The sequence below is a fragment of the Streptococcus infantis genome (genome assembly GCF_018499575.1).
Taxonomy (GTDB): domain Bacteria; phylum Bacillota; class Bacilli; order Lactobacillales; family Streptococcaceae; genus Streptococcus; species Streptococcus infantis_K.
In genome coordinates this window covers 44,909-71,522 of sequence record NZ_JAHDAP010000002.1, presented here as the reverse complement: position 1 = coordinate 71,522, position 26,614 = coordinate 44,909, and the positions used below count along the sequence as shown (strand labels likewise).

Here is a 26,614-nt window from a genome sequence, read left to right as displayed (position 1 = left end):
GATTTGGGTTTTCTTTATTTTTTTCGCTTTTCAGCAATTTCCGCTGCCTTTTTAGGGAGAACAATCTCCGTTGCATAAGCTGTCGCAAACCGTATAATACCTGCGATTGGTGCAAAGATAACTGCTAGATGATTATAAAAGAAATCCCCTTTAAAAGCATAGGCAAGCGCTCCAATAATAAAGAAGAGAACAACTGCCTGGATCACTGCTAATAATATCACTCGTTTCATGACTTCCTCCTGAGTCTATTATAGCATGATAATCATTAAAAATCCGATTAAATTATTCAAGGCGTGAAGAGCCATACTATAAGCCAAACCACCCTTACTAATATAGGCCAAGCCCAAGCTAAATCCGAGTGAAGCATAAACTAGGAACTGTTGAGGAGTCCCAGGGAAATGAACAAGTGCAAAAATGATGGTGCTTACAAGAAGAAAGAGAACTGTCTGCTTGACGTTATCTTGTTGAGGGAAGACATAGCGAGCTAACATCCCTCTAAAGGTTAACTCTTCTGTAAGTGGCGCAAAGACGACTACCATAAAGAAAGAGAAAAGAGGTTGATTATGAGTCAATTGTTCTACAGTCTGCTGATTGACTGATGGATCATTTGGCAAGAAAGTTTGTGCAACTATGACAAGAACCAATACCAAGGCAGGCAACCAGATGTGTTTGTTGAGGGCTGTTTGTTCAATCGTAACAGTTCCTGTCTGATACCACTTGTAGGTAAAGAAGGTAAAAATTCCTGCCAATAAGATATAAATTGGGACAGCAACGTAGTCAGGCACTCCCATCTTCATCGCTACCAAACCTACAACCTGAGTCAAACTATAGACAATAAAAAATGATAAGAAAGCAAGGGCAAACCAGCCAATATTTTTAAGTGTTTTCATAAGATTCTCCTATTTAAAATAACGTTTTGTTTTACGCAACTGTGCCACATTAGTGTACAAATGGATGACAACTGCTACGAGCAGAGCAACCAACTGTACTTGTCCTAATACTACAGATAGCACGACTAAGACAACATAGATACCAGGAATGAGGAGTTGATTAACCTTGAACAAGATCAAGTAAGCTTCTTCCATCTCAGCCTGTTTTTCTCCCTCATCATAAGTATCGAGGTATTCCAAAACTTCCTTGGGAGTCGCCGTAATAGAAAGTTTATAGTTACGAACCGTGCTGGTGATTTTGAGACAGTAAACACCCGACCAGATACCTACAACCAGCAAAAGTAAGGATGTTGCTGATCGGCCTAAACCTCCCAAATCTAAAAGTAGACAGGATAGCATACAAATTTGGCAAACATTCCAAGCTACCGTACCATAATCTAAGAAACGATACATATCAAGGTAGTCTTGCTCATTTCCTTCATCCTCTTCTTCTCTTTGATAATTCTGATAGGCCTGATGACTTTTTCTAGTGAAATAAAAGGTTAGAATCACCGTAAGCATCCCTAAACCAAGAAAAATTGAGTACGAGGCAATGATTACTTGCTCTTGACTGATACCTAAAGGATTAAGACCAAGGAAACCAGCAAATATTCCTAATAAAACACTTGCAAGAAAAATCTTCAGTGCAAAAATGATATGTTTCTTTTCCATATTTCAACCTCTTTCTAAAACAAACCAGACAACCATTGACCAAAAGTTTTACCTGATTCAAAAATAGCGGTCAAGCCTTCTGATCCAAGTGAGACCAAAAGCAAACAAACAACGACTAAGAGAAGAGCTTGGTTTCGTGCTTTTTTTGCTCCATCCCCCAAGGGATCATTGCCAAGCCAACCTGCTAGATAGGCATAGAGCGTCATTGTTAGAATCCCAACCTCAGTCGAAGAGAGGAACAACAAGACTGTCACCAAACGAACGATATTGGTTTGGATGTTAAAATAATTTCCTAAACCTGCACAAACACCTGCAAGTTCTTTGTGTTCAGTGTCGACTTGAAAACCTGCTAAAAACTCTTTCATAACTTTTCTCCTTTTACGATTTCTTTAAACTTTATCTTTCTCTCTACCCATCTAAAGACTAATAGTAAAACTATGTTAATCCAGAAGAGGTATTTACTGTCAACAATTGTAAACCAACCAAGTAGGCTTCCGATCATAGCCAAAAGATTTACGATAAACACAACTATAGATAGATAATAAATCACTTTATACTTGTTCATCACTCATCCTCCTCTAAGCGAAAGACTGACTCGACTGGCTCATTGAATATCTGAGCAATCTTCAGGGCAATGACGATGGATGGCGTGTACTCATCCCGCTCAAGCAAGCTGATGGTTTGCCTGGACACGCCAGCTAGTTTGGCCAGCTCTGTTTGATTCAGGCCATCGCGAGCCCGAAGCTCTTTTAGACGATTTTTTAGCATGTCTTTTTTCTCCTTTGTTCTTATCTTGATTTCATTGTAACATATCTTTTTATTTTTGACAAGCATATTTGTCAAAAAGTTTAAGATTTTTGTCATTTTGTAAAAGAAAAAGGTCAGAAGTGGTATCCTGACCGTATTTTTTATAGTTGATAAAAGATTGCTTACTCAGCTAATGGAGCGTCTTGATTTTCTTTCAGCTGGTTTTTATCATCCTTCTTGTAATCTCTTCTGACGATATAAAGCGTTGTTAGACTGATGAGAGTCAATATAGCACCTGTAACCCTTCCTTTTTGGGAGAAGACAAATTCTACTTTGTGTTGTCCGGAAGTAATCGGGAATGAAATAAAGCTGTTCCATGCTTTTGTCACAGGGACATCCTTACCATCAACTTTCACCTTCCACCCCTCACTATAAGGGATAGAGGTCATCATAAATTTGCTGTCATCAGTAATATTCACGGAACCTACGATATGAGTGTTCGTAAATTTCTCAACTTGCAGGCCTTGTGCTTTTCGTTTTTCTAATGCACTTTGAATTTGACTGATTTCTGCACGATAAACACCTGCATTTGAAAGGTCAACCTTATCTGTTTTAAAGCGGAACTCAAGCACAGATTCTTGATTCTCCGCCTTATCTGCGATTTGCCATAGTTGGCGTTGCGTATTTCTCTTGGAATGAGTAAACCACTTGCCATTCAGAAGGACGGAGTAATCTTTCTCTGAATTGAGACCTGCAGGCACAAAGAAATAGTAAGTCAAATCTGTTCGTGGAGTAATTCGGTAGCGAACGACTGCATCCTTAGAGGAGTCCACACGCTTGTAAACTGCAGTTCCTTTTTCTTTGTCGACATTTTCTTCTGTAAGATTTTCTGTTTCGACATCTCCATAGGCTAATGGTTTGAAGTAGTCGAGGTAGTTTTCCTCGCCTTTTTTCACGCCTTCCATAGAGTTGAGTATGATATTTTGATTTTGAATTGCGTTGTTTCTGCCGAAGTTGATATTTCTCACCAAATCATTTGTTCCATAGGCTAATGGGAAAGAATTTGGATTTTCGTACACGATATAACGCTCATCCTCGTAGACTTTCTTCGTGAAGTAACGGTTCATATCAAAACGACTGGCAAAGCGAGTGAAATACATTCTCTCAGGATGGGCTTCTTTCTCAGTAGGATCCAGGTCTTTGACATCCATATAGTAACGAACACCGTATAAGGCATCTGTCAACAGGGTCCCATTTTCATACTCAGTTGCCGCATTAATCCCTTGGTCACCCATATAGGCAAATTGATCCATGGTTGTACGCTCTAAGCTTGAACTAAAGGTACTCAAACCTGGATAGGAAACAAGTGATGGCACTGTTTTTGAATAAGCAAAGGTTGTTGCGATTCTATAAAATGGTTGATCTGCCTGTTTCTGAACATCATCTGTCACCTGTTTTACAGATACTGTCGCATCTACAAACTTGTCTACATCAGCATACCCAAAGGTTACTTGAGATAGATAGGCATTGTAGCCCAACTCAAAGATTGTTAGGGCAGACAAAGCAAGAATGGCTAATCGGGTCATTCTTGAACGCAGTAAGAAGATAACCGCCAAGTAGACCAGCAAGGTTAATACAACCTGAGATAAGAAATATCCTGTTTGAAGAAGAAGGCCTATAAGAAGTACGATAGACCCAGCTATCAATAGCACCATTTTTTTCACTTGAGGAGCTTTACGAGACCGACTCCAATAGAGATAAGAGAAGGCTGCAGTGATAGCTATGAGTAAAACCCAAAACACAACAACATTCTTTGATAGGAACTGAGTCAGTGCTTCTGGCTGTGTTTTTGGAAGATAGGTGAATTTCTTTGTATAGAGATAAATTGCTGATAAAACCAGTAATACAGCTGAAAGTAGCTTCCCTCTGCGAGAAATTTCCACTTGCCCCTTAACTACCTGATAGGCTAAAACGAGCATAAAGAAAGAGAAAAGCCATGAGAAACGGAAGAAGAATCCAGCTGGATTTTGTCCCATATGCCAGATTTTACTTACAAATTCATTGACAAAGGAAATGAAGAAGACAAGGGTGACCGCACCTGCAGCCCAACGTTTTTCCTTGGCTATCTGCTTTGATGTAAAGTAGAGGATAAAACCTAGAAATCCTAAAGCACCGATGTAGATATTTGGAAGGTTAGGCCCAGCTGACCAGCCTGAGGCAGTATCAAAACCACCGATAGCCAGTTTAGACAGAATATCCACAGGATTGATCTGAAAGGCCAAGGAGAATTTCATGGCATCTCCCACTTGCCCCTTACTCTCAAGGAGATTATAAAAAACTGGCACAATCAATACCGATGCCGTAGCAACCCCAATGACAGAGAAGGCAAATGTTTTTACCAGAGGACTCAAGAAGTGTTTCAGCTTCTGTTTCAGAGTTCCCTGAATAGAGAGGCGTGGTGAAACATAATAACAAGAGTATAGGACGATAAAAATCGAAATCATATACCCCATATAGAACTGCAGAAAGACTGTTAGTCCTAAAATAAAGGCATAACGATAGGGTCTTCCTCCATCCAAGATCTCTTCCAGATAAACGATAACGAGCGGTAGCATAATCATGGCATCATAGAAAATGACGTTCATCTGATAGGAAACGAGCATCCCTGAAAGAGCATAGGCTGTTGCAAATAAAGGCACCAACCACACACGTGATTCTGCACCTTTATAGCGCTTAATCAGGAAATGAGAGAAAGAAAGTCCGATTGCGCCGTATCTGAGCCAAATGGTCAGAAAGACTGCCAAACCATAATGTTTGAAGGGAATAATAATATAAAAAATATTAAAGGGACTCATCAAGTAATAGCCTAAAACCCCTATCATATCTCCACCGAGAGATTTGGTAAAGGAATAAGTCAGACTACTCAAATCACCTGTAAGTACTGCATTTTTAAGCAAGCCAAAAAAGCTGATATACTGCTGCCCAAAGTCAACTGCCATCAGACTTTTATTTCCAAAAGGATAGCTACCCATGAAAAACCAAACAACCAGCATAATGGTCATCGGTAGTAAGGCACTTATCGTATAAAGCAAGGCTTTAGGGTGTTTCCCTTTTAACTCTTGCCAACGCATTAACCACTTATCCATGTTTGTTTTCTCCTATGTCTTCTTAACCAATCTTATCTTTTTCAGCTTGGTCAATATTGCTTTTCGCGACGATAAAGTGAGGACGTTGCTTCACCTCGTAATAAATCTTTCCAATATACTCTCCAAGTACTCCTATGAAAATGAGTTGCACACTACTAAACAAGATGATAGCTGCTATTGTCGTGAAATAGCCACTTGTATAGTCGGAAGAAAAGATAAATTTACAAAATTCATAAACAATATAGAGGAGAGACAGAGCCATACTGACAAATCCAAATTGGATACAAATTCGGAGCGGGCGATCATTAAATGAAATAATCCCCTGGAAAGCATAGTTCATAGACTTCTTAAAGCCAAATTTACTTTTTCCTGCTTTCCGAACTTCATTTTTATAAGGGATGACCTTCTCTTTAAAACCAATCCACTCATAGAGCCCTTTATTAAATCGATTGTACTCTGGAAGTGAAACAAATACATCTACAGCTCTCTTGCTGAGGAGACGCAACTCAGACTTCCCGTCGGTCAATTTGACGTCCATAGAGTGGTTCGAAAATTTATAAAAACTGCGAGCAAAGAAGCTTCCTAGGAAAGACTCCCCTTCTCGACTTCTCTGACCACTGACGATATCGTAACCCTCCTTATACGCTTCTACAAAGAGAGGGATTAGGTAAGGCGGATGTTGCAAATCACCATCCATCACCATGACCGCATCACCAGTCGCATACTTAAAACCAGCAAGAATTCCGCTCTCGCGTCCAAAGTTTCTACTAAAGCTGATATATTTGACCCGTGGATGTTCATTCGCAATAGCATCGATTAGCTCTAGAGTGCTATCGCTGCTCCCGTCATCTACATAAAGAATTTCATAATCAGACAGTTGTTCCGATAAAATCATACTATCTAACTTCTCAGAGATAGCTTTATGCGTTTGAGCTAGAACTAATTCTTCGTTTAAAAGAGTGATAAGAATTGATAGTTTCATCTATATGCTCCATATACTATTTACTTTTAAAAAAGGAGAGAACCTTGCTCTCTCCTCTTTAAAGAAACTTAACTATTACTTGTTAGAATATTTACGTTTCATTACAACGGTACTTGATAAGATGACGATTCCTGCAACTACCAAGCCAGTTCCCATAGATTCTCCAGTTTTAGGAAGTTCTGGTTTTTCCTCTGTAGTCGTCGTTCCTGGAACATCTGGTTTTGAGGTTGTAGTTGTCGTTGTCGAAGTTGTGGTTGAAGCGGTCGTTGGCGCTTCGGTTGTTGTAGTCGAAGTAGTCGTTGGTGCTTCTGTCGTTGTAGTTGAAGTAGTCGCCGGCTCTTCGGTTGTTGTAGTTGTTGAAGTAGTCGTTGGCCCTTCTGTTGTTGTAGTGGTCGAAGTGGTCGTTGACTCTTCGGTTGTTGTAGTGGTCGAAGTGGTCGTTGACTCTTCGGTTGTTGTAGTGGTCGAAGTGGTCGTTGACTCTTCTGTTGTTGTGGTGGTCGAAGTGGTCGTTGACTCTTCGGTTGTTGTAGTGGTCGAAGTGGTCGTTGACTCTTCGGTTGTTGTAGTGGTCGAAGTGGTCGTTGACTCTTCGGTTGTTGTGGTGGTCGAAGTGGTCGTTGGCGCTTCTGTCGTCGTTGTTGTAGTAGTCGTTGGCGCTTCGGTTGTTGTGGTGGTGGTTGTAGTTGTGGTGGTTGTAGTTGTGGTGGTTGTCTTATCTCCACTACCCTCACCTGAAGCTGTTTCTAAACGCGTCAATGCACTGACTGAACGAGATTTTTGGAAGTTGCTTGCTGACCATTCCAAAACATTGGCAACTTTAGTACCTTCTGGAAGTGGTGAAGTCAATTCTGTTGTGTACTCAATGTACATTGCCCAGTTCCAGTTATCACCAAAGTTAATGGTGAATCCTGTGATTTTACCATCTGCATTTCGAGTAAATTCAGCTTTTTTGCTAAAGTTATCGATTGGTTCTAGTTTAAGAAGTGCTGCTTCATTTGGAATTTTCTCTGGTTGAGTTGCATAACGAACAGCACGGAAAGAGCTTTCCACCAAGACTTGCCCACTATCACTAAAATCATCTTTAATGACCATGTTGTTCAATTTGTCCTGAACAGCATTCAAGACAACACGCCACTTGATTCGGTTAGGATTCTCTGAATCTTGGTAACCATATTTCATTTCATAGTCACCAGCTTCACCATCTGTTTTATTGTAATTAAGTGTATAGTTTTCTGTCCCGAATTGGAATGTATATTTACCTGTTTCTGGTAAGTTCGTTACGTTTGGACGAACAGAATATTTTAAAGACATTACCTTATCTTTGTAATTCTTAGAGAAATAATCTGTAAAAGTAATCGTTACTTTTTGAGTACTTGGATCTGTCACTGCATTTCCAATCACTTCACCACTACTATGTGTAATTGGAAACTCTAGCTTAGTAATCAAGCCCAACTCTTTAGGAAGGTCAAGCACCAGTACATCACCTTCGTTAATTTGTTGAGTGTCAGGGAAAGAAATGGTATTGGTCGCTTCCAAAACTTTACCTGTACTGATTTGAGTTTCATCTGTCAGTGGTTGACCATCAACAGTGATTGTTGTTTTATTTGTATAGTCTGTAACATTAGCTGCAAATACTGTCGTCAGTACTGTCAAAGATAACACAATTACACCTAAAAAGGCAAACATACGTATCGCGTTCTTTTTAAAATGATTCATGGTTAACTCCTTTTTATTAATCAAATATATCATAGCATTTTTTGAATTCGTTTACAAGTGATTTTATAATATTCCACTTGTCCTTCCAAAAACGTTCAGTTTTTCTCATCCTTTTATACAAAAAGAGACCTCAATAGTCGTCTTTTTAATATAAAGTAAAAAAACCAGGAATAAATTCCTGGTTCATTATATAACTATTAAAAGCCTAGTTTTTTAAAGATTTCTGAGTAATTTTGACTGATAGCATCAAGCGAAACTTCTACTTCTTCTCTAGTTTGGTTGTTCTTAACTTTCACTTGTCCGCTTTCGACTTCGCTCTCTCCGAGAGTAATAAGAGTTTTAGCCGCAAAGACATCGGCTGACTTAAATTGAGCTTTTAGCTTGCGGTTGAGGTAATCACGTTCTGCTTTGAAACCTTGCTGACGAAGAGCTTGTACCAATTCCAAGGCCTTGAGATTAGCTCCCTCCCCTAGAACCGCAATATAGACATCTAGAGCGTTTTCGATAGGGAGAGCTACACCTTGCTTTTCAAGGATGAGAAGCAGGCGCTCGACACCAAGTCCAAAACCAAATCCAGCAGTTTCAGGACCACCGAAGTAGGCAACTAAGCCATCGTAGCGACCACCTGCACAGACTGTCAAATCATTGCCCTCGATTTCGGTGATAAACTCAAAAATCGTATGGTTGTAATAGTCCAGACCACGTACCATATTGGTATCGATGATATAGTCTACTCCAAGGCTTTCCAACATCTGACGAACAGCATCAAAGTGAGCTTGGCTTTCTTCATCTAGGTAATCTAAGATAGATGGTGCATTCTCCACTGCCACCTTATCTTCTTTTTCCTTCGAGTCCAAAACACGAAGAGGATTTTCCTCCAAACGACGCTGACTATCCTTAGACAAACTATCTTTGAGTGGTGTTAAGTAATCAATCAAGGCTTGACGATAGGCCGCACGGCTTTCAGGATTGCCAAGAGTGTTAAGGTGTAGTTTGACACCTTGAATCCCGATTGCTTTCAAAAAGTGGGCTGCCATCGCAATTGTTTCTACATCGGTAGCAGGATTACTAGAGCCAAAGCACTCCACACCAATCTGGTGGAATTGGCGCAATCGACCTGCTTGTGGACGCTCATAGCGGAACATTGGGCCCATGTAGTAGAACTTGCTTGGTTTTTGAACTTCTGGTGCGAAGAGTTTATTTTCCACATAAGAACGGACAACTGGCGCAGTCCCTTCTGGACGTAGAGTGATATGACGGTCGCCCTTGTCGTAAAAATCGTACATTTCCTTTGTTACGATATCAGTTGTGTCCCCAACGGAACGACTGATGACTTCGTAATGCTCAAAAATAGGGGTACGTACTTCTGCATAGTTGTAGCGTTTAAAAATTTCACGCGCAAAGCCTTCAACGTACTGCCATTTGGCAGACTCTGCAGGTAAAATGTCCTGCGTTCCTTTTGGTTTTTGTAATTTCATAGAGAATCCTCTTTCTAACTTAATAGTCCTATTTTACCATAAATGAAGGGATTGGGACAGTATGAAGAAAGCATGGATTTAAAGATTATTTTTGAGATTGAGACTTGTCAGAAGAATAGCTAACAAAGAAAGACCTACAAAAAGCATCCAAGTCAACTGCATATTCCATACTGCCACCAGTGAAAAACAGGCCGTCCCCACTGGTATAGATAGAGTAAACAACAAACCTAAAAAATTACTGGTACGAGAGAGAACCTCTGGAGCAAGATTTTTCATAAGCAGAGCACTAATCTTTGGAGAGATTTTACCAGAGACGTACATGGTAAAAAAGACGAAAAACATCCCGAGCAAGACTTGGTTTAACAAATTAGATAGACCAACTAGACTGGCTCCTAATGTAACCCACATCATCAATCTAGGCAGAGATTGCTTCCCAAAATAATCATTGCCCGTAAGACTACTGATGATAACCGCTAATAAGGTAATCAATTGTAAGATAAACAAGGCATCCTTGTAGGAAAAATCCAGTAAGGAATGATTTAAAAGGAAGATGTTATAGATACCACCTAAAGCACCTCCCAAAGCATTGATAAGTAAGATAGCAAAGAGCATAAATCCAAAGTTTTTCTGTCCACTTTGAAGAAAAACGAGACGTAGGTTTCGGTAAATCGTTAAAAACTGATCTTTGATAGAAAGCTTCTCATTTTTCATTGATTTACTATCAGCAAATGGAGTTGATAAGCTTAATTCAGCCCTTCCTAAAAAGAGAATGAGAGCTGACACTAGGAAAAATATGGCATTGATTCCAGCTACGAGCGAAAAGTTCTGTGTCGACACCCCTAATAGCCAAACTCCGAAAGCCTGCCCGCCAATCGCAGAGATGTAGGTAATAAACTGCGAAAAGGAATAGGCCTCCATCAAATCTGACTCTGCTACTTTTTCTTTAACGAGAGGCATTCGCAATCCACCAGCAAAATCACTGGCTACATCACTAATGACATTGATGAGGCAAAGGGTCGAAAAGGCAAAGAAACTAGCTTGCTGAACAACTAGGGCTGCTAGAAAAAATAAAACCGCCTGAAATAAACCGACATAGGTCATCCATTTGACCTTGTCCCTCGTGTAATCTGCACGAATTCCAACAAAAACTGTAAAAAGAGTTGGAAGCATCATCACAACATTAGCCACGGCAACGGCAACAGAAGCCTCTGGTAAAGTCGAGGCATAGACCACAAATACTAAATTAAAAATTGAAGCTCCAAAAGCATTGAAAAATCGTGATAAACTCAAGATTCGATAAGCTTGATTTCTTAGTAATAGTTTCATATAGATTCCTTTCTCACATACTACTTTTATGGTAGTTCTAGTATAGCATTGAGAATATGTTCTTGTTTATCCTTTGAAAAAAGGGATTTGTTGGTATTCTCTCTGATAGAGGGTATGCAAAGATGTTAAATCTTTTGGGTTTACGGCTTTAAACAATTGATTTCTGAATTCAGAATTAGCATCCTGGTGAAAACCTCTCGCTAAAAATAAGAGTTCTTCTACGTTAGCATGAATATTCTCTAAAGCAACAAATAACTTTTGAGCAGATATTTCACTCTTCCCATTTTCAAAACGTGATAATAAGGATGCTGAAAAATCATCCCCCGTTGCTTTTCTCAAGGAAATTTTTCTTGATTCCCGCAACTCTTTAAAAACTTTACCTAAATTTTTCATACTCTTGCCACTCGTCTTTTATTTTTTCCTATTTTATCATAATTCCTAGTAAATACTAGTCCCTAGCCAGCATTTACAATCTTCCACAGGCATGATACAATGAATAACATCAGATATACGAAGGAGAACTTATGAAAAAGAATATTTTGACAACCCTTGTAGCCGCCCTGGTCTACTTTCTCTGTATCGGAGTGGGAGTTTTACTAGGAAGCCTTGTCGACCACACTGGAAATATGTTTTACGCCCCTGCTTTTGCTGCCCTAGTGGGTGGTAGCGTCTATATGATCCTTTTAGCAAAAGTACCTCGTTTCGGAGCAATTACAACGATTGGGCTTGTGATTTCTCTCTTTTTCCTCGGGAGCAAGCATGGTGCTGGAGCCTTTCTCCCAGGAATTATCTGTGGTCTTGGAGCAGACGGCATCGCTCACCTAGGTCACTACAAAGACAAGGTCAAGAACCTTCTTTCCTTCCTAGTTTTTGCTTTTGGTACTACTGGTCCCATCCTACTCATGTGGTTGACCCCTCAAGCCTATATCGCAACTCTAGTCGCTCGTGGAAAATCTCAGGACTATATCGATCGCATCATGGTTGCACCGAATCCTGCTAATATCCTCCTCTTTATCACAAGTGTTCTCATCGGCGCTTTACTTGGTGCCCTAATCGGTCAAAAACTTAGTAAAAAATTTGCAGATAAAATGTGATAGAAAAAGAGCCACACGGCTCTCAGTAGGTAGACAAACCCTTTCGGTAATTAAAGGAGCTTGGTTACTACATCTCGAAAACTCTTAGAAATGCAGATATAATGCTGTTTTTAAGAGTTTTTTTATTTTCTCTAGTAAAAGAAAAAGACTGAAGAAAATTGTCCAAAATTGACTTTTTCTTCAATCTAAGAGCCACACGGCTCTTTTATTTATGACTTAATTTCTTGGTCAAGAAGTCTCCCAAGAATTGAATCGTAAAGATGATCAAGATAATGATAAGTGTCGCAAGGACTGTCACATCATGATTGAAACGGTTAAATCCATAGGCGATGGCTACGTTACCAATACCACCGGCACCTACTGCTCCCGCCATAGCTGTCTCACCAACGAGGGAAATCAAGGTTACAGTCGTCACGCGGATCAAGTCTGGTAGCCCTTCTGATAGGTAAACCCCTACAATATCCCAGAATGTAGCACCACTGGCTTGAGCCGCCTCAATCACACCATTATCAAGCTCTGATAAAACCACTTGAACCTGACGTGCAAAGAAGGCAAAGACTGCAAAAGATAGCGGTACGATAGCCGCATTTGGACCAATGCTTGTCCCGACAATTAGATGAGAGAAGGGCGACAAGACCGCCAAGAGAATGATAAATGGTACCGCACGGAAGATTGAAGTAATCTTATCCAAAACCCAAAAGACAAATTTATCTTCTAAGACACCCCCAGGAGCCGTCAAGACAAGGAACAGTCCTGCAACAAGTCCTAAGAACCCTCCAATGATAAAGGAAAGAACTGTCATATAAAGCGTTAAGTAAATAGCTGTTCCCCAGCCTGCTTGGCCTAACCAGCCCATCTTATAGACGTTTGGTAAATATGTTTGAATTAACTCTGCCATCTTACTGTCCTCCCTTCAATACTTTTAGTTGCACACCAGCCTGACGAATAGCGTCTTGAGCATTCGCCAGCGCTTCTTTTTCTCCAGATAAAACAACTACCAACTCACCCACCGGAGTACCATCAAGAATTTCAATGTTTCCATAAAGAATATTGGCTGTTACTTGGTAGTGTTTGTATAATTCATTCAAAAGCGGTTCATCTGTAGATGCCCCTGCATACTTGAGTTGTACCAAAATGCTATTTTCAGATAAGTGCTCCACGATTTCTTGCTTCTCAATCTTAACCATAGCTTCATCGATACCTGTCGCAGTTGAGATAAAATCCTGAGTCAATGGTTGCTTAGGATTTGAGAAGATCTCAAGAACGCTACCTTCTTCAATCAAGCGGCCATCCTGCATCACTGCCACACGGTTGGCGATATCTTTGACAATTTGCATCTCATGTGTGATCAAGACAATAGTCAAACCTAGTTTACGGTTTAATTCTTGCAAGAGTGACAAGATTTGTTTGGTTGTCTTCGGATCAAGAGCTGAAGTTGACTCGTCTGAAATCAAAATCTTCGGATCATTGGCCAAGGCACGCGCAATAGCTACACGTTGTTTTTGACCACCAGAAAGTTGTGAAGGATAGTTTTCAGCACGGTCAGCCAATCCGACTAAGTCTAATAATTCAGCCACTTTAGCCTTCTTATCTTTCTCACTAAGTCCAGAATGTTTGAGGGCAAAGGCTACATTTTCCTCGGCCGTTTTTTGGCTCATAAGGTTAAAGTGTTGGAAAATCATCCCAATATCTTGACGTTTGCGACGTAATTGCCCAGCAGTTAAGGTGTCTTTCCCATCAAAAATCACATCATCATCAACGGTAATTCTACCTGCAGATGGTTTTTGCAAAAGGTTGATCACACGAACCAAGGTTGACTTCCCTGCTCCAGAATATCCAACGATTCCGTAGATATCCCCTTCTTGGATGTGAATGGTCACATCTTTAACCGCTGTGATGGTTCTTTTCTTTTGATGAAAAGTCACATCGATTTGATCTAACTTGATAATATCTCTACTCATAGCTTCTAATCAGCTCCTCTACTAATTCAATATGGGTGTAGTAATCGGCGATTCGCACGTTTTCATCTCCACCGTGGTCTCGGCTGTTGGCATTTCCTAGCCCAAAAGCGACCATAGGTACTTCCAAGGCATCGAATACGGTATGCATAGGACCTGTTCCAGCCGTTGTCGGCAAGACCGATACGCCCTGTGGATAGAATTTCTTGGCCAGCTCAATGACATTGAGAATAGATGGTGCACTCATATCACTTCGATAACTCATCTCACCCAAGGTATAGTACAATTCTACCTTATCAAAACCGTTTTTGTCTAGTTGTTTCCGGATTTTCTCTAAAACATCATGTGGTTCTAGCCCAGGGACCAAGCGAACTTCTAGCTTGGCGCTAGCTTCTGCTGGCAGAATTGTTTTAACTCCTTGACCTTGATAGCCTGACTGAATTCCTTCGATATTGAGTGCTGGTTCAAAGAAGAATCGTTTTAGAAAGGCTTTACGTTCCTCTTGTAAAAGCGGCAATTCCAAGCCATAAATCTGGCTGATCTCCTCTGGATTGCGTTGGGCATAGGTTTCAACCAAGGCTAACTCACGTTCGTTTGGTTCCTGCACATCATCGTACAAACCTTCTACCAAGATACGGCCATCGGTAGCGCGAAGACTAGTCAAAGCTTGAATGAGATACCATGGAGCTGATTCGATGACTCCACCATAGCTAGAATGGATATCGACGTCTGCACTCTTGACCTTGGCATCAAAGGTAACAATCCCCTTGTTCCCACCAGAGATTTCTAGCTGTTCCAAAGCATTTTTAGTTCCTTGTTCCCAGACCAACAAATCTGCACCACGAAGCTTGTCCGCGTGTTTTTCTAGATATTTGTCCAAATCCATAGAGGCAGACTCTTCAGCTCCTTCCATGATGAAGCTGATATTGACTGGTAGATCATCATGGTCCTGCATGTATTTTCTAAGAGCACTCAAGCGAGCAGTGATATGCCCCTTGTCATCATCAACCCCACGCCCGTACATGATGCCATCACGGACAGAAAGCGTAAATGGATCCTCTGTCCAGATCTGGTCACTATCCGCAGGTACTGTGTCATAGTGGTTGTAGAAAATGATAGTCTTGGCATTTGGGCGTGAACTTTTAAAATGCGCCATGACAAAGGGTGCCGTATAACTCTCATCAATCTCGACCTCTGCACCTACACGCTTGAAGATCTCGCCTAGATAACGAGCCACCTCTTTAAGGCCGACTTGTTGGGCAAAGACTGATTTTTTAGAAATCAAGGTACGCAAAACTTCAAAGTAATGTTGCGCTACATGATCCTTTTCAAATTTTTCAATTTGTTCTTCTTGGCTAGGAAAAACCATTTTTTTCTCTACCTTTCTACTAGGACTTGTACCTTTGGAATCAATACAAGTGGATTTCATTTGCTTAAGACTCTATATAAAAGCAAGAGGTGGAAAAAATCTCTCCCACCTCCCTATGTTTATTACCAAACTGGTTGATCCAAGCCGTCTGAAGTTTCTTCGATGACTTTTTTCACTTCGTCAGTGTGGTAAGCTGCGATAATTTTCTTGATTGCATCAGCTTTAGGTGATGATTCCCAATCTTTCTTCGCAACGATGATGTTGTACCATTGTTTTGAATTTTCGTCAGCTTGCTCTTTAAAGAGTGCTTTCTTGTAGTCCAATTTTGCTTCTGTAACAAAAGTGTTGTTGACAACCGCTGCATCAACTGATGTCAATGAACGAGCTGTTTGGCTAGCATCCAACTCAGTGATTTTCAAGTTCTTTGGATTTTCTTTGATGTTTGCGATTGTAGCAAGTTCAGTTCCTGAAACATCCAACTTGATCAAACCAGCAGATTGAAGAAGGTAAAGAGCACGGCTTTCGTTAGTAGCATCGTTTGGTACTGCGATTTCACCGTTATCTGGGATTTCTTCCACTTTAGTGTACTTGTTTTCTTCTCCGTTTTTACCTGAGTAAAGACGGATTGGTGAGATATAAGTATCTGCAATCGCTACAAGATCTTTTCCGTTTTCTTTGTTCCAGTTGTTCAAGAAGTTGTAGTGTTGGAAAGCGTTCAAGTCTACTTCACCATCGGCAGTTGCTTTGTTTGGTTGTGAGTAGTCTGTAAACTCTGTGAATTCCAATTTGATGCCATCTTTTTCAACTAATTCTTGGACTTTGTCCCAGCGTGCTTCTTCTGAACCGCTACGGTTAACAGTCGCAATTTTAACTGTAGTTGTACTGTCTGCTTTCTTGTCTGAATTTCCGCAAGCTGCAAGTGTAAGGCCTGCTACTGTAGCAATCGCTGCTACGCTTAACCATTTTTTGATTTTCATGATTCTTTCTCCTTTAAAAATAATACCGTAATAGTATCTCATACTTTATTTGATTTCGCAAATTGTTATTAGATAGGTAAGGTTATAGTTTGAAACTATACATATTAAGCGAATATTAATCTACATTCACTTCTGTAGCTCTGCATAAAAAAAGCTAGCTAGCTGATTGCTAGATAGCTTTTTAAGAATTATTTACCTTGTCTTCTGCGTCGTGTTGCGATGCCTGCTAATCCGAGGCTCGCAAGTAAACCGTAAACTCCGAATAGAGTCGTTTGCCCATCTACTCCTGAGTTTGTACCTGTATTAGGTAATGCTTTCGTAGAAGCTTTTTCTACAGGTTTATTAGCTTCTGCACCTTGAGGTTTATCAGCAAGTTTACGAAGATCAAATTCTGGAAGTGGGTCTTGAACTGGAGCATTTTTTGGTAGACCAATAATCATTCCGTCTTTTTCTGCCAATTTCAGCATATTTTCTGCTTCAAGTACATCTAATAAAGCTTGTAGCTTCGCTTTGGCTTCTGCTAGGGCTGCTTGAGCCAATTTCAATTCAGCTTCCGCTTGGTCACTAACTTTCTGTGCATTTGCTTTATCAGTTTCTGCTTGCTTCAATGTTGTTTCTAAGGCTGATGCTTGACCTTTCAAGGCCATTGCTTTATCGCGTTTTTCTTCTGCATTCTTAATAGCTGTAGCCAATTCTGCTACCTTGGCTTGCAAGGCTTTTAGATTTTGACTTGCTTTAGTTGCCTCTTGTGATTTTGTAGCAACTAATTCAGCTTTTGCTTTCGCATCAGCAGTTAAGGTTGCCAAATCAGATTTAGCTTGTTCCAAATCCTTTTTAACTTGTTCACGCGCATTGACTAGATTATTAGCTTGTTTATTTAATTTGTCCAATGTTACTAACAAGTCAGCTTTTTTAGTTTCAGCAGCTGATTTTTTAGCATCTTTATCAGCTTTTTCTGCTTTCAATGATGCAAGTTCAGACTTAAGATCAGCAGATTTGTCAACAACTGTTTTCTCAACATATACAAAGTGATGCTCAGGCAAGAACTTCATGCGTTTACCATAGAAGGTCGGATGCAATTTATCGTCTTCATTAAAGGCATAGAAATTAGAACTGTATTCCTTCACTGTTTCAGGTGTATAGGCATTACTTGTATATGTATAATAAATATTATTAGGATTTTTTCCTTCAATCGTTCCTTGGGCTACACCTACTTTTCCTCCAACCGGTGTAAGAAGGGCTCTGCGGTGTCCGTAGTCGATCCCTTTTATATTATTAAAGTCTGCATACCAAGCTAAAAGGGATTCATAAGCAAACTGTTTATAACTCATGATTCTATCGTAATTATAAATAGTCTGACCATTTTTAACTTCCACAAAGTTAGGTCCACCATCTGTTCCAGGAATTGCATAATTCATTCCAATATTTTCTACACGAACATCTTCTCCATCTGGGTGTGAGAACTTGGTATCATGGCTTAAGACTCCAGTGGTAGCCATTTCATTTGAACGTTCTTCTGCATGTTTAATGTAGGCTTCGTCTAGAGCTAAGTCTTGTGTAACACCATTAGCACGACGGAGTTCATTTGCTAACTCGATGAAAGCTTCTGTCAATTTGCGATTATCCACAACAAACTTAAAGACTGGTCTTGTTTTATATTTGTGATTAACTGCATCATATGGGTTTGCATTATAATCAGCTAAAGCCTTAGTGAAGCGTTTCATTTCTTCAGTTGCTTCCTCTTCAACTTCACGAACACCTTGAAAGTCAACATTTTCCATCAAAGGTTTGCCTGCGGCGTCTCTAGGGCGATTTTTTTTGTTATAGTCATAATCATCCTCAGATGCTGGAGCTTTATGTCCTTGTTCTTCTGGATTCAAGACCTTTTTCAAGACTGTTGGTTTGTAATTGTCAAGTTCCTTTTGTTTTTCTGCTATCTTATTCGCTACTTCATTCGCTGCTTTCGTTTGTTCTTGAAGAGACTGATCGGCTTTTTTAACCTCGCTTTCAGCATTAGAGATTTGATTTTTAAGACTTGCATCAGTCATGCCATCTAGTTCAGCTTGCTTTTCTTTTACCTCTGCTGCTTTAGCGTCACGCTTTTCATTGGCAGATTGGCTAGCTTCTTTAGCAGCAGTTTCTGCAGATTGAGCTGCTGTTGCTGTAGATTCTGCATTTGCCAAAGCTTTGTCAGCTTCTGTTTTTTCAGCGCTCTTCTCAGATGCTACTTTTGATTCTTCTTCGATGATAGCATCAGCATTTTTAGCGATATTGATAGCTTCTTTTGTCTCAGCAACCTTTTTATCAGCCTTTGCTAAGTCCTTTTTAGCCTCCGCTTCTTTTGAAGCTTTTTCATCTACAGACGCTTGAGCTTTCTTAACTTCCTTTTGCGCATCTGTAATCTGTTTTTCAGATGATGATGGCGCAACAGCTTTTTCCTTAGCATCTACAGGCTTTTCATTAGCTTGAACCTCATGATTCATTGCACCCGCTGCTAACAAAGCCGCAGCTAATGTAAATGAGGATAGAAACTTTTTATGTTTCATAACAATCTCCTTTAAATGTATTATTTATTATTATAACCCATTCCGACGGGCTTTGTCAAAGAATATGAGACAATCCAGTCGCTTTTTTGAATGTGCTTACATAAAAATACCCCTGTCACTAACAGAGGTATTTTTAAATTATTTAATATCAGCTTCTGCTGGCAGGTAAGAGCCACCAAAGAACTGTTGAGACAGTTTTTCAAGAGTTCCGTCTTTGTATAGTTCTTGGATGCGCTTATCCACAAATGCCTTCAATTCATCTTGACCTTTGGCAAGAAGTGGATATACGTAAGGCTGTTGGTCGCTTGGAAGTTCGATGACTTTCAAGTTGTCCAAACCTTGGTTCTTGATAACTGTTTCAACACCAATCTTGTCAAAAATCTTGTAGTCAAACTGGCCATCGCTCAAACGAGACATGATTTGTTGGAAATCTGCCTTCGTATAGTTAAGGATAGTTGGGTTATCTGGGTGTTGTTTGTTGTATTCTTCCAACTGTTTAGCTGATGTTGTTCCTTGAACGACTTCAGTAGATTTTCCACCGATATCATCAAGTGATTTGATGCTGTTGTCATCCTTTTTAACTACGAGAACGTTAGGGTTTTTAGCAGTTGGTGCTGCATAAAGATATTTTTCTGCACGTTCTTTAGTGTAGCTAATGTTGTTAACTGCCATTTGGTAACGATCTGCGTCAAGACCTGCAAAGATCCCTGACCATTCTGTCTTTTCAAACTTGACATCATATTTGTCAGAGTCTTTAAAGATAGCACGAACAACTTCGATTTCGTAACCAGTCAACTCACCATTTTCTTCATAGTTAAATGGTTTTGGTGAAGCGTTAGTTGCAACGATAATTTCTTTCTTACCAGATGTTGCTTCGCTAGTTGCAGCATCTTTCTTCTCACCACCTGAGCAAGCTGCTAATACACCTGCGGCAACAAGCCCTAGGGCAGCAAGTGATGAATATTTAACGATTTTTTTCATGATAATTCCTCCAAAATAAAATACAGTCTAATCTTAACAGAAAAAATGAGATTGCGCCATTATATGATTTCTATATTTGTGATAGGTTTTCTTTATGGCTAATTAAAAGACCAAACGTAGGACTGCTATCAAAACCACTCCAAAGAGAACTGTCCCCACCAGATTACGGTAACGAAAGGCCACAAAGGCTGTTGGGAAGACTGCTAGAAAGTCTAACCATTTTATCTGTGGAAGGCTTCCAACTTTTCCTGTCACCACACTTGAAAGAATCAAGGCAAAGATAATAGAAACTGGGAGAAATTTCAAAAAGCGCTCTACGATAGGCGGCAAACCCTTGTACTTGGCTAGGATAAACGGAATCATTCTTGGAATCCAAGTCACCAGGCCAGAAAAGACAATCGCTAATAAAATATACTTACTGACCATCCAAGACCACCCCCATGGTACAACCTAGCAAGGTCGCAAATAGGACAGCTAGCGATTGAGATACCACTGTCAAAAGTATAAAGAAAGAGAGGGCAACAACTCCTAAAATAATGAAGAGGTTGCGCAAGGGAATTCTTCTTTGCATCATCTGAAACTGAGAAGCAAAAATCCCGATAAACATACCAACTAAGGCAAAGTCGAGCCCAAAAATCTCAGGATTTGGTAGGAGACCTCCTAAAGCTGTTCCCGCAACTGTCCCCACAAACCAAGCTAGATAGCTATTGAGATTATTCCCATGCATCCACATAGGATTTACCTGATTTGTATGCACTAACTCTCCCATCAAAACGCCATAGGTCTCATCGGTCAGAAGGCTGGACATTCCGATATTGTGCCAGAGACCGGTGTGGCGAAAATAGGTAGACGCATGCAAGCTCAGTAAAAAGAGACGCAGGTTGATCAAAAAGACCGTCATGGCAATGGCTGCCACAGGCGCATGAACTGCTATCAAGGCTATCATGGCAAACTGGGCACTTCCTGCATAAACAAAGAGACTCATCAAGCCCATCTCAACAGATGTTACATAGGGAGATCCGATAATCCCACAAGCAAGGCCGATACTGACATAACCTAAAGCGGTCGGCACGGCAGCCTGTACCCCCTCCCAAAATCCTTTTTCTTTCATAAACCTCCTCACTATTCATTCCTTCATCAACTACTTTCCAGACAGTCACAGCAAAAATCATTATAACACATTCAAAGAGGAGAAAACAGTCTGGAATTTGAAACTAATGGCAAGTATCAGCCCCTGAACAGTATGGTTCATTATGGATACATGAGAAATTGATCAATTCGAATTCTATACTTATAGCCTTCATTTTTTTCAGTATATTCATCTTCTATCGGGTAGACATCAACCCAGAGCTCTCTCCTTTGGCCTTGCAATTTGACTTTATAGCGATAGCCATCATCGTATAATCCTACTGTCTCGGTAGTTACGGATTTGAAAGTCGGAAGAGCTTCAATTTCTTTTTTTATAGTCTGGGATAAATTGTAGAGCGCTACTTGTTGCTCCATTTTTGAAGCTACAGAAATATGAACTGTCACTTCTTCCAAGCGATGTGATTTTGAAAATGTGAAATCTGCTCGACCTGTATAACCATTCAATGCAATATTTTCGTAATGATAGAAAAGCCGGCCTGTTTTATAGAAATAAGGATCCCTTGCATGCCAAGTGTCCCGATAGGCGGTTTCCGTTTCTTCTATCACTTCATCAGCTTCTCCAAACACTTTTTCAAGAGATTTGAGGGGCATATTGAATGACAGTGACTCAAATAGAATCAATTGTGTCTTTGGAATATGCTGGCAAGCTGACATACAAAGCAATAAAGCTCCAAGAGCAAGCACAACACTCATTGTTTTTTTTAATTTCATATTTCTACTATACTAAAAGATTCCGGCATTTGTCCAAGATAAAAGAGTTAACACTGAGCTAACTCTTTACTCCATAGTATCAAAGGCGAGACTTGGTTTGGCATTTAGGTCCATGCCTGCAAAGTTTTCTTTATTCCACTCGCTGACACTGGCATAGGCAATCATACCCGCATTGTCTCCGCAAAGTCGCAGAGGAGGAATGATCACCTTGACGTCAGTGATTTCAGCTGCTAGGCGTTCTCTAAGTCCTTTGTTAGCTGCCACACCACCAGCCACGACTAGGGTTTTAACAGGGTATTTCTCCAAGGCCCTCTTGGTTTTTGCCATGAGAATATCCATAACTGCTGCTTGGAAAGAGGCAGATAGGTCTTCCTTGGACAAGCTTTCTCCCTTTTGCTCGGCATTGTGGTGGAGATTGATAAAGGCAGACTTCAAACCTGAGAATGAAAACTCCAGATTATCTTCTTTAATCATGGCACGAGGGAAATCATACACATCCTGACCTTTATGAGCTAGCTCATCAATCTCACGACCTGCTGGATAGGTCAAGCCCATGACACGGCCGACCTTATCATAAGCCTCACCAACTGCATCATCACGTGTTTCGCCAACAATCTTATAATCACCAGCCTCAGACACATAGACCAACTCTGTGTGTCCGCCGCTAACCAAGAGGGCTAGCAAGGGGAACTCCAAAGGTTCGACACTTTGAGCTGCCATGAGATGACCAGCCATGTGATTCACAGGAATCAAAGGAAGGCCATGTGCCCAAGCAAAGGCCTTGGCAGCTGACAAACCAACAAGTAAGGCTCCGACCAAGCCTGGTCCGTAGGTAACCGCAACAGCTGTCACATCGTTTTCAGTAATTCCTGCTTCTGCCAGCGCCTCCTCGATACAGGCTGTAATGACTTCGACATGGTGACGGCTAGCTACTTCTGGCACTACGCCACCAAAGCGTTTGTGACTCTCAATTTGGCTAGCAATGACATTGGACAAGAGCTGGTCGTCGTTTTTCAGGACGGCGACACTGGTCTCATCACAGGATGTCTCAAATGCTAAAATATATCTATCCTTCATCTATTTCTCTCTTCATGATAATGGCATCCTCAACTGGATTATGGTAGTAGACCGTTCTCTCAGCGATGACCGCCATTTTTTCTTTCTTGTAAAATGCTTGCGCTCGGTGGTTGGACTTTCTAACTTCGAGGAAAATTTCCTTGTCTGTCGGCAATGTTGCAAACAAGGCTGAGGCTATCCCCTGACCTTGATAGGCTTTTTTGACAGCAATTTGCAGGACTTCTGCTTCAAAAAGATTCTCCTGAATTGCTAGAAAACCTATCACTTCTTCCCCATCATTAGCTAGAGCATACCAAGTCTGGTCTTGAGACAAGTCTGCTTGGATTTGTTCCAACGTCCAAGGACTGACGGGATAAACATCCGTCATCACTTCGTAAATAGCTTGTGCCATATCAGGCTGCTGTTGAATTTGTTTAATCTCGATCATAGACGTTTAATGTAAGACTCACCAGACTCGGTGTGATTCTTGAGCCAGTTTTCCTCTGCTTCGACACGTTTGAGGTAGTTAGGTACAAAGTCATGTAAAGAGTCTGCCTCCTTGTCCCAGGCCCAAAGAGCTAAATTAGCTGCATTTGGCAAGGTTTCTTGGTAGTTGGCTTGTGGCAACTGTTCTTCAATTTGTTCCACAAAGGCTCCAACTTCTCCGACAAAGGTCACCTGATCAGCATCCTTGACTTGTTCTAGGACTTCAGCAAAGGACAAGTGAGCTTCTGGAAAGACAGGTTGAGCATTTTCATAAAATCCTGCATAAACATTATTACGGCGTGCATCCATCAAAGGAACCACCAAACCTTCCTGTTGATTCGGTACCAGGGCTAAAAGGCTAGACATCCCCACTAACTCAATGTTCAGGGTATGTGCCAAGGTCTTGGCAGTCGCTACCGCGATTCGCAAACCTGTATAGCTACCCGGCCCCTCTGCTACGACGATTCGATCCAAATCTTTGGGCGTCAAATCTAGACTGGCCATCAAAAAATCGATAGCAGGCATCAGAGTAATGCTGTGATTTTTCTTGATATTGATCATGGTCTCAGCAAGAAGCTGCTTGTCCTCTAAAATGGCTAAAGACAGAGCCTTGCTGGACGTATCAAAAGCTAATACTTTCATAACACTTTCCTATCTTTTTGTCTGTTTACTATTATACTACAAAAGCCGACACATGGGAATTTTCTTTGTCTTGAAACAAAAGGGCCTGCCACTTAGACAAAAAGAAGTGTAAATAAGTCATATATGCCTTAACTCGATATTCGATACGAGAGATCATCGTAAACATAAGGATATCACCTGAAAATAGAAAAATCCGTCCCTTCTATCAAGACGAGGTGGACTTTCTGTATATTTAGATGAATAATTGACTTTAGGCATTTAAACCAAAGTAGAAAACGAGCCAGACAACATAGGTGACAAGGAGGAGAAAAATTGAATAGAGCGTCACAAAAGCAAGCTTCCAAAGGAATTTTGCTTTCCGATACTCTAATCGAGTATACAAAACATTTCCACCGTAAACACAGGCAACAAATATCGCAAAGGCCATAAGACGAATGACAATAGCTAGTTGAAACATATCCTGCCCTCCTTCATAAGGAAAAACCTCTTTCCTAACTTTATTATAGCACTTGCATCTTATGTCTTCAAATACTTATACAAGGTAAAATGAAACGCATTTCAAGCTCCTTACTTTCATGTTTCCTGCTTTTACTAATTCCCCTTTTTATGTTATAATTGAGATAATTGTAACGAATCAAGGTCAATACAGGCAGAAAATGAAATAGAAACAAACAGCTTCAAGCTGGTAATTTTTTGAATACAGCTGACCTGAAAACAGAAAGGAAACACATGATTTACAAAGTTTTTTATCAAGAAACAAAAGACCGTAGCCCACGTCGTGAAACAACACGCTCACTTTACCTAGACATTGATGCTAACTCAGAACTTGAGGGACGTATCATTGCCCGTGAACTTGTTGAAAAAAACCGTCCAGAATTCAACGTTGAATATATCGAGCTCTTGTCAGACAAATTGCTAGACTACGAAAAAGAAACTGGCGCATTCGAAGTTACGGAGTTCTAATATGGCCTATACTCTTAAACCAGAAGAAGTGGGCGTTTTTGCCATTGGTGGTCTAGGAGAAATCGGTAAAAATACATACGGAATCGAATACCAAGACGAAATCATCATCGTTGATGCAGGGATTAAATTCCCTGAGGATGACCTTCTTGGTATCGACTACGTTATCCCTGATTACTCTTATATTGTAGAAAATATTGACCGTGTCAAAGCACTCTTGATCACACACGGACACGAGGACCATATCGGTGGGATTCCGTTCTTGCTCAAGCAAGCAAATATCCCTATCTATGCAGGTCCACTAGCCCTTGCTTTGATCCGTGGAAAACTCGAAGAGCATGGACTTTTGCGCAATGCTACACTTCACGAAATCAACCACAACACTGAGTTGACCTTTAAAAATCTTAAAGCAACTTTCTTTAGAACTACTCACTCTATCCCAGAACCTTTGGGTATCGTCATCCATACACCTCAAGGGAAAATCGTCTGTACGGGTGACTTCAAGTTTGACTTTACACCAGTTGGTGAACCTGCAGACTTGCACCGTATGGCAGCCCTAGGTGAAGACGGAGTGCTTTGCTTACTCTCTGACTCGACAAATGCTGAAGTGCCAACCTTTACAAACTCTGAGAAGGTTGTCGGCCAGTCTATCATGAAGATTATCCAAGGTATCGAAGGACGTATCATCTTTGCATCCTTTGCCTCAAATATCTTCCGTCTCCAGCAAGCAACTGATGCTGCTGTTAAAACAGGTCGTAAGATTGCTGTCTTTGGTCGCTCTATGGAAAAGGCCATTGTCAACGGAATCGAGCTTGGCTACATCAAAGCGCCAAAGGGAACCTTCATCGAACCAAATGAAATCAAAGATTACCCTGCGGGTGAGATTCTTATCCTCTGTACGGGTAGTCAGGGTGAACCTATGGCGGCTCTCTCACGTATCGCCAACGGAACCCACCGTCAGGTGCAACTCCAACCTGGTGATACGGTTATCTTCTCATCTAGCCCAATTCCAGGAAACACCACTAGCGTCAACAAATTGATTAATATCATTTCTGAAGCTGGTGTTGAAGTCATCCATGGTAAGATTAACAACATCCATACATCTGGACACGGTGGTCAGCAAGAACAAAAACTCATGCTCCGCCTCATCAAACCAAAGTACTTCATGCCTGTCCACGGTGAATATCGCATGCAAAAAGTCCACGCCGGACTTGCCGTAGATACTGGAGTTGAGAAGGACAATATCTTTATCATGAGCAATGGTGATGTACTTGCCCTTACCGCAAATTCTGCTCGTATCGCTGGTCATTTCAATGCTCAAGATATCTACGTCGATGGAAATCGTATCGGCGAAATCGGTGCAGCAGTTCTAAAAGATCGCAGAGACCTATCCGAAGATGGTGTTGTACTTGCTGTCGCAACGGTAGACTTTGAGTCTCAGATGATTATTTCTGGACCAGATATCCTTAGTCGTGGTTTCGTCTACATGCGTGAATCTGGCGACTTGATCCGTCAAAGTCAACGCATCCTTTTCAATGCTATTCGTATCGCTTTAAAAAACAAGGATGCTAGCGTCCAATCAGTCAACGGTGCTATCGTAAACGCCATTCGACCATTCCTTTACGAAAATACTGAACGTGAACCAATCATCATTCCGATGATTCTCACGCCAGATGAAGAATAATA

Annotated in this window: 28 protein-coding genes; 3 read left to right on the top strand and 25 right to left on the bottom strand. The window is 40.8% G+C overall.

Features of this window, described 5'->3' with window-relative positions:
• Window positions 1-14: 14 nt before the first annotated feature.
• The 12 genes from KJR31_RS06375 to KJR31_RS06320 all read right to left on the bottom strand — a co-directional run bounded on the left by KJR31_RS06375 (window position 15) and on the right by KJR31_RS06320 (window position 11,392).
• Entirely contained in the window at window positions 15-230 is a 216-nt protein-coding gene (locus tag KJR31_RS06375; RefSeq protein WP_214262593.1) for a hypothetical protein, read from the bottom strand.
• A gap of 18 nt (window positions 231-248) precedes the next feature.
• On the bottom strand, window positions 249-890 hold the full coding sequence (locus KJR31_RS06370; protein WP_214262592.1) for a CPBP family intramembrane glutamic endopeptidase: 642 nt from the start codon (window positions 888-890) through the stop codon (window positions 249-251).
• 9 nt (window positions 891-899) lie between these two features.
• Window positions 900-1,601, bottom strand: a complete 702-nt coding sequence (locus KJR31_RS06365; RefSeq protein WP_214262591.1) for a DUF3169 family protein — start codon at window positions 1,599-1,601, stop codon at window positions 900-902.
• Between the two features lie 14 nt (window positions 1,602-1,615).
• Entirely contained in the window at window positions 1,616-1,966 is a 351-nt protein-coding gene (locus tag KJR31_RS06360; RefSeq protein WP_214262590.1) for a PspC domain-containing protein, read from the bottom strand.
• Window positions 1,963-2,166, bottom strand: coding sequence for a hypothetical protein (locus KJR31_RS06355; protein ID WP_214262589.1), 204 nt, complete (start codon window positions 2,164-2,166; stop codon window positions 1,963-1,965). Before KJR31_RS06355 ends, KJR31_RS06360 begins: the two co-directional genes overlap by 4 nt.
• Window positions 2,166-2,369, bottom strand: a complete 204-nt coding sequence (locus KJR31_RS06350; RefSeq protein WP_000916945.1) for a helix-turn-helix transcriptional regulator — start codon at window positions 2,367-2,369, stop codon at window positions 2,166-2,168. Before KJR31_RS06350 ends, KJR31_RS06355 begins: the two co-directional genes overlap by 1 nt.
• Window positions 2,370-2,530: 161 nt before the next feature.
• Window positions 2,531-5,494, bottom strand: a complete 2,964-nt coding sequence (pgfM1, locus tag KJR31_RS06345) for a glycosyltransferase PgfM1 (RefSeq protein ID WP_214262588.1) — start codon at window positions 5,492-5,494, stop codon at window positions 2,531-2,533.
• A gap of 22 nt (window positions 5,495-5,516) precedes the next feature.
• Complete coding sequence (gene pgfS, locus KJR31_RS06340; protein WP_214262587.1) at window positions 5,517-6,476, bottom strand: glycosyltransferase PgfS; 960 nt, start codon at window positions 6,474-6,476, stop codon at window positions 5,517-5,519.
• Between the two features lie 75 nt (window positions 6,477-6,551).
• Window positions 6,552-8,195 carry an LPXTG cell wall anchor domain-containing protein gene (locus KJR31_RS06335; protein ID WP_214262586.1) on the bottom strand — a complete coding sequence of 548 codons (1,644 nt, stop codon included), beginning with the start codon at window positions 8,193-8,195 and terminating at the stop codon, window positions 6,552-6,554.
• 197 nt (window positions 8,196-8,392) lie between these two features.
• On the bottom strand, window positions 8,393-9,673 hold the full coding sequence (gene hisS / locus KJR31_RS06330; RefSeq protein WP_214262585.1) for a histidine--tRNA ligase: 1,281 nt from the start codon (window positions 9,671-9,673) through the stop codon (window positions 8,393-8,395).
• 78 nt (window positions 9,674-9,751) lie between these two features.
• Window positions 9,752-10,999: a transporter gene (locus KJR31_RS06325; RefSeq protein WP_214262584.1), complete on the bottom strand. Its 1,248-nt coding sequence runs from the start codon at window positions 10,997-10,999 to the stop codon at window positions 9,752-9,754.
• Window positions 11,000-11,065: 66 nt separating this feature from the next.
• Window positions 11,066-11,392 (bottom strand): helix-turn-helix domain-containing protein, encoded by a 327-nt coding sequence (locus KJR31_RS06320; RefSeq protein WP_250319699.1) that lies wholly within the window; start codon window positions 11,390-11,392, stop codon window positions 11,066-11,068.
• 131 nt (window positions 11,393-11,523) lie between these two features.
• Here KJR31_RS06320 and KJR31_RS06315 point away from each other — a divergent pair, with 131 nt between their 5' ends.
• Window positions 11,524-12,093, top strand: coding sequence for an MptD family putative ECF transporter S component (locus KJR31_RS06315; RefSeq protein ID WP_214262583.1), 570 nt, complete (start codon window positions 11,524-11,526; stop codon window positions 12,091-12,093).
• A gap of 205 nt (window positions 12,094-12,298) precedes the next feature.
• Here KJR31_RS06315 and KJR31_RS06310 read toward each other — a convergent pair whose 3' ends face one another.
• From KJR31_RS06310 to KJR31_RS06250, 13 genes are all read right to left on the bottom strand, one after another.
• The gene (locus KJR31_RS06310; protein WP_214262582.1) at window positions 12,299-12,991 is read right to left on the bottom strand and encodes a methionine ABC transporter permease; all 693 of its coding nucleotides are present in this window, start codon (window positions 12,989-12,991) and stop codon (window positions 12,299-12,301) included.
• Window position 12,992: 1 nt separating this feature from the next.
• Window positions 12,993-14,054: a methionine ABC transporter ATP-binding protein gene (locus KJR31_RS06305; RefSeq protein ID WP_214262581.1), complete on the bottom strand. Its 1,062-nt coding sequence runs from the start codon at window positions 14,052-14,054 to the stop codon at window positions 12,993-12,995.
• Window positions 14,047-15,420 carry a M20 family metallopeptidase gene (locus tag KJR31_RS06300; RefSeq protein WP_214262580.1) on the bottom strand — a complete coding sequence of 458 codons (1,374 nt, stop codon included), beginning with the start codon at window positions 15,418-15,420 and terminating at the stop codon, window positions 14,047-14,049. The genes KJR31_RS06305 and KJR31_RS06300 overlap by 8 nt, the downstream gene beginning before the upstream one ends.
• A gap of 122 nt (window positions 15,421-15,542) precedes the next feature.
• Window positions 15,543-16,397: a MetQ/NlpA family ABC transporter substrate-binding protein gene (locus KJR31_RS06295; RefSeq protein ID WP_214262579.1), complete on the bottom strand. Its 855-nt coding sequence runs from the start codon at window positions 16,395-16,397 to the stop codon at window positions 15,543-15,545.
• A gap of 188 nt (window positions 16,398-16,585) precedes the next feature.
• On the bottom strand, window positions 16,586-18,943 hold the full coding sequence (locus tag KJR31_RS06290; RefSeq protein WP_214262578.1) for a hypothetical protein: 2,358 nt from the start codon (window positions 18,941-18,943) through the stop codon (window positions 16,586-16,588).
• A 138-nt stretch (window positions 18,944-19,081) separates the two neighbouring features.
• Window positions 19,082-19,924: an amino acid ABC transporter substrate-binding protein gene (locus KJR31_RS06285; protein ID WP_214262577.1), complete on the bottom strand. Its 843-nt coding sequence runs from the start codon at window positions 19,922-19,924 to the stop codon at window positions 19,082-19,084.
• 102 nt (window positions 19,925-20,026) lie between these two features.
• The gene (locus KJR31_RS06280; RefSeq protein WP_045762538.1) at window positions 20,027-20,350 is read right to left on the bottom strand and encodes an AzlD domain-containing protein; all 324 of its coding nucleotides are present in this window, start codon (window positions 20,348-20,350) and stop codon (window positions 20,027-20,029) included.
• Window positions 20,340-21,035, bottom strand: a complete 696-nt coding sequence (locus tag KJR31_RS06275; protein ID WP_214262576.1) for an AzlC family ABC transporter permease — start codon at window positions 21,033-21,035, stop codon at window positions 20,340-20,342. The genes KJR31_RS06280 and KJR31_RS06275 overlap by 11 nt, the downstream gene beginning before the upstream one ends.
• Before the next feature lie 140 nt (window positions 21,036-21,175).
• Window positions 21,176-21,784 carry a hypothetical protein gene (locus KJR31_RS06270; RefSeq protein WP_214262575.1) on the bottom strand — a complete coding sequence of 203 codons (609 nt, stop codon included), beginning with the start codon at window positions 21,782-21,784 and terminating at the stop codon, window positions 21,176-21,178.
• A gap of 66 nt (window positions 21,785-21,850) precedes the next feature.
• On the bottom strand, window positions 21,851-22,861 hold the full coding sequence (gene tsaD / locus KJR31_RS06265) for a tRNA (adenosine(37)-N6)-threonylcarbamoyltransferase complex transferase subunit TsaD (RefSeq protein WP_214262574.1): 1,011 nt from the start codon (window positions 22,859-22,861) through the stop codon (window positions 21,851-21,853).
• The gene (gene rimI, locus KJR31_RS06260; RefSeq protein ID WP_214262573.1) at window positions 22,851-23,288 is read right to left on the bottom strand and encodes a ribosomal protein S18-alanine N-acetyltransferase; all 438 of its coding nucleotides are present in this window, start codon (window positions 23,286-23,288) and stop codon (window positions 22,851-22,853) included. Before rimI ends, tsaD begins: the two co-directional genes overlap by 11 nt.
• Window positions 23,285-23,968 carry a tRNA (adenosine(37)-N6)-threonylcarbamoyltransferase complex dimerization subunit type 1 TsaB gene (tsaB, locus tag KJR31_RS06255; protein ID WP_214262572.1) on the bottom strand — a complete coding sequence of 228 codons (684 nt, stop codon included), beginning with the start codon at window positions 23,966-23,968 and terminating at the stop codon, window positions 23,285-23,287. The genes rimI and tsaB overlap by 4 nt, the downstream gene beginning before the upstream one ends.
• Before the next feature lie 250 nt (window positions 23,969-24,218).
• Window positions 24,219-24,425 carry a hypothetical protein gene (locus tag KJR31_RS06250; protein WP_214262571.1) on the bottom strand — a complete coding sequence of 69 codons (207 nt, stop codon included), beginning with the start codon at window positions 24,423-24,425 and terminating at the stop codon, window positions 24,219-24,221.
• Between the two features lie 272 nt (window positions 24,426-24,697).
• Between KJR31_RS06250 and KJR31_RS06245 the strand changes: the two genes are divergently transcribed.
• Entirely contained in the window at window positions 24,698-24,931 is a 234-nt protein-coding gene (locus KJR31_RS06245; protein WP_214262570.1) for a DNA-dependent RNA polymerase subunit epsilon, read from the top strand.
• A gap of 1 nt (window position 24,932) precedes the next feature.
• The gene (rnjA, locus tag KJR31_RS06240) at window positions 24,933-26,612 is read left to right on the top strand and encodes a ribonuclease J1 (protein ID WP_004250408.1); all 1,680 of its coding nucleotides are present in this window, start codon (window positions 24,933-24,935) and stop codon (window positions 26,610-26,612) included.
• Window positions 26,613-26,614 lie beyond the last annotated feature (2 nt).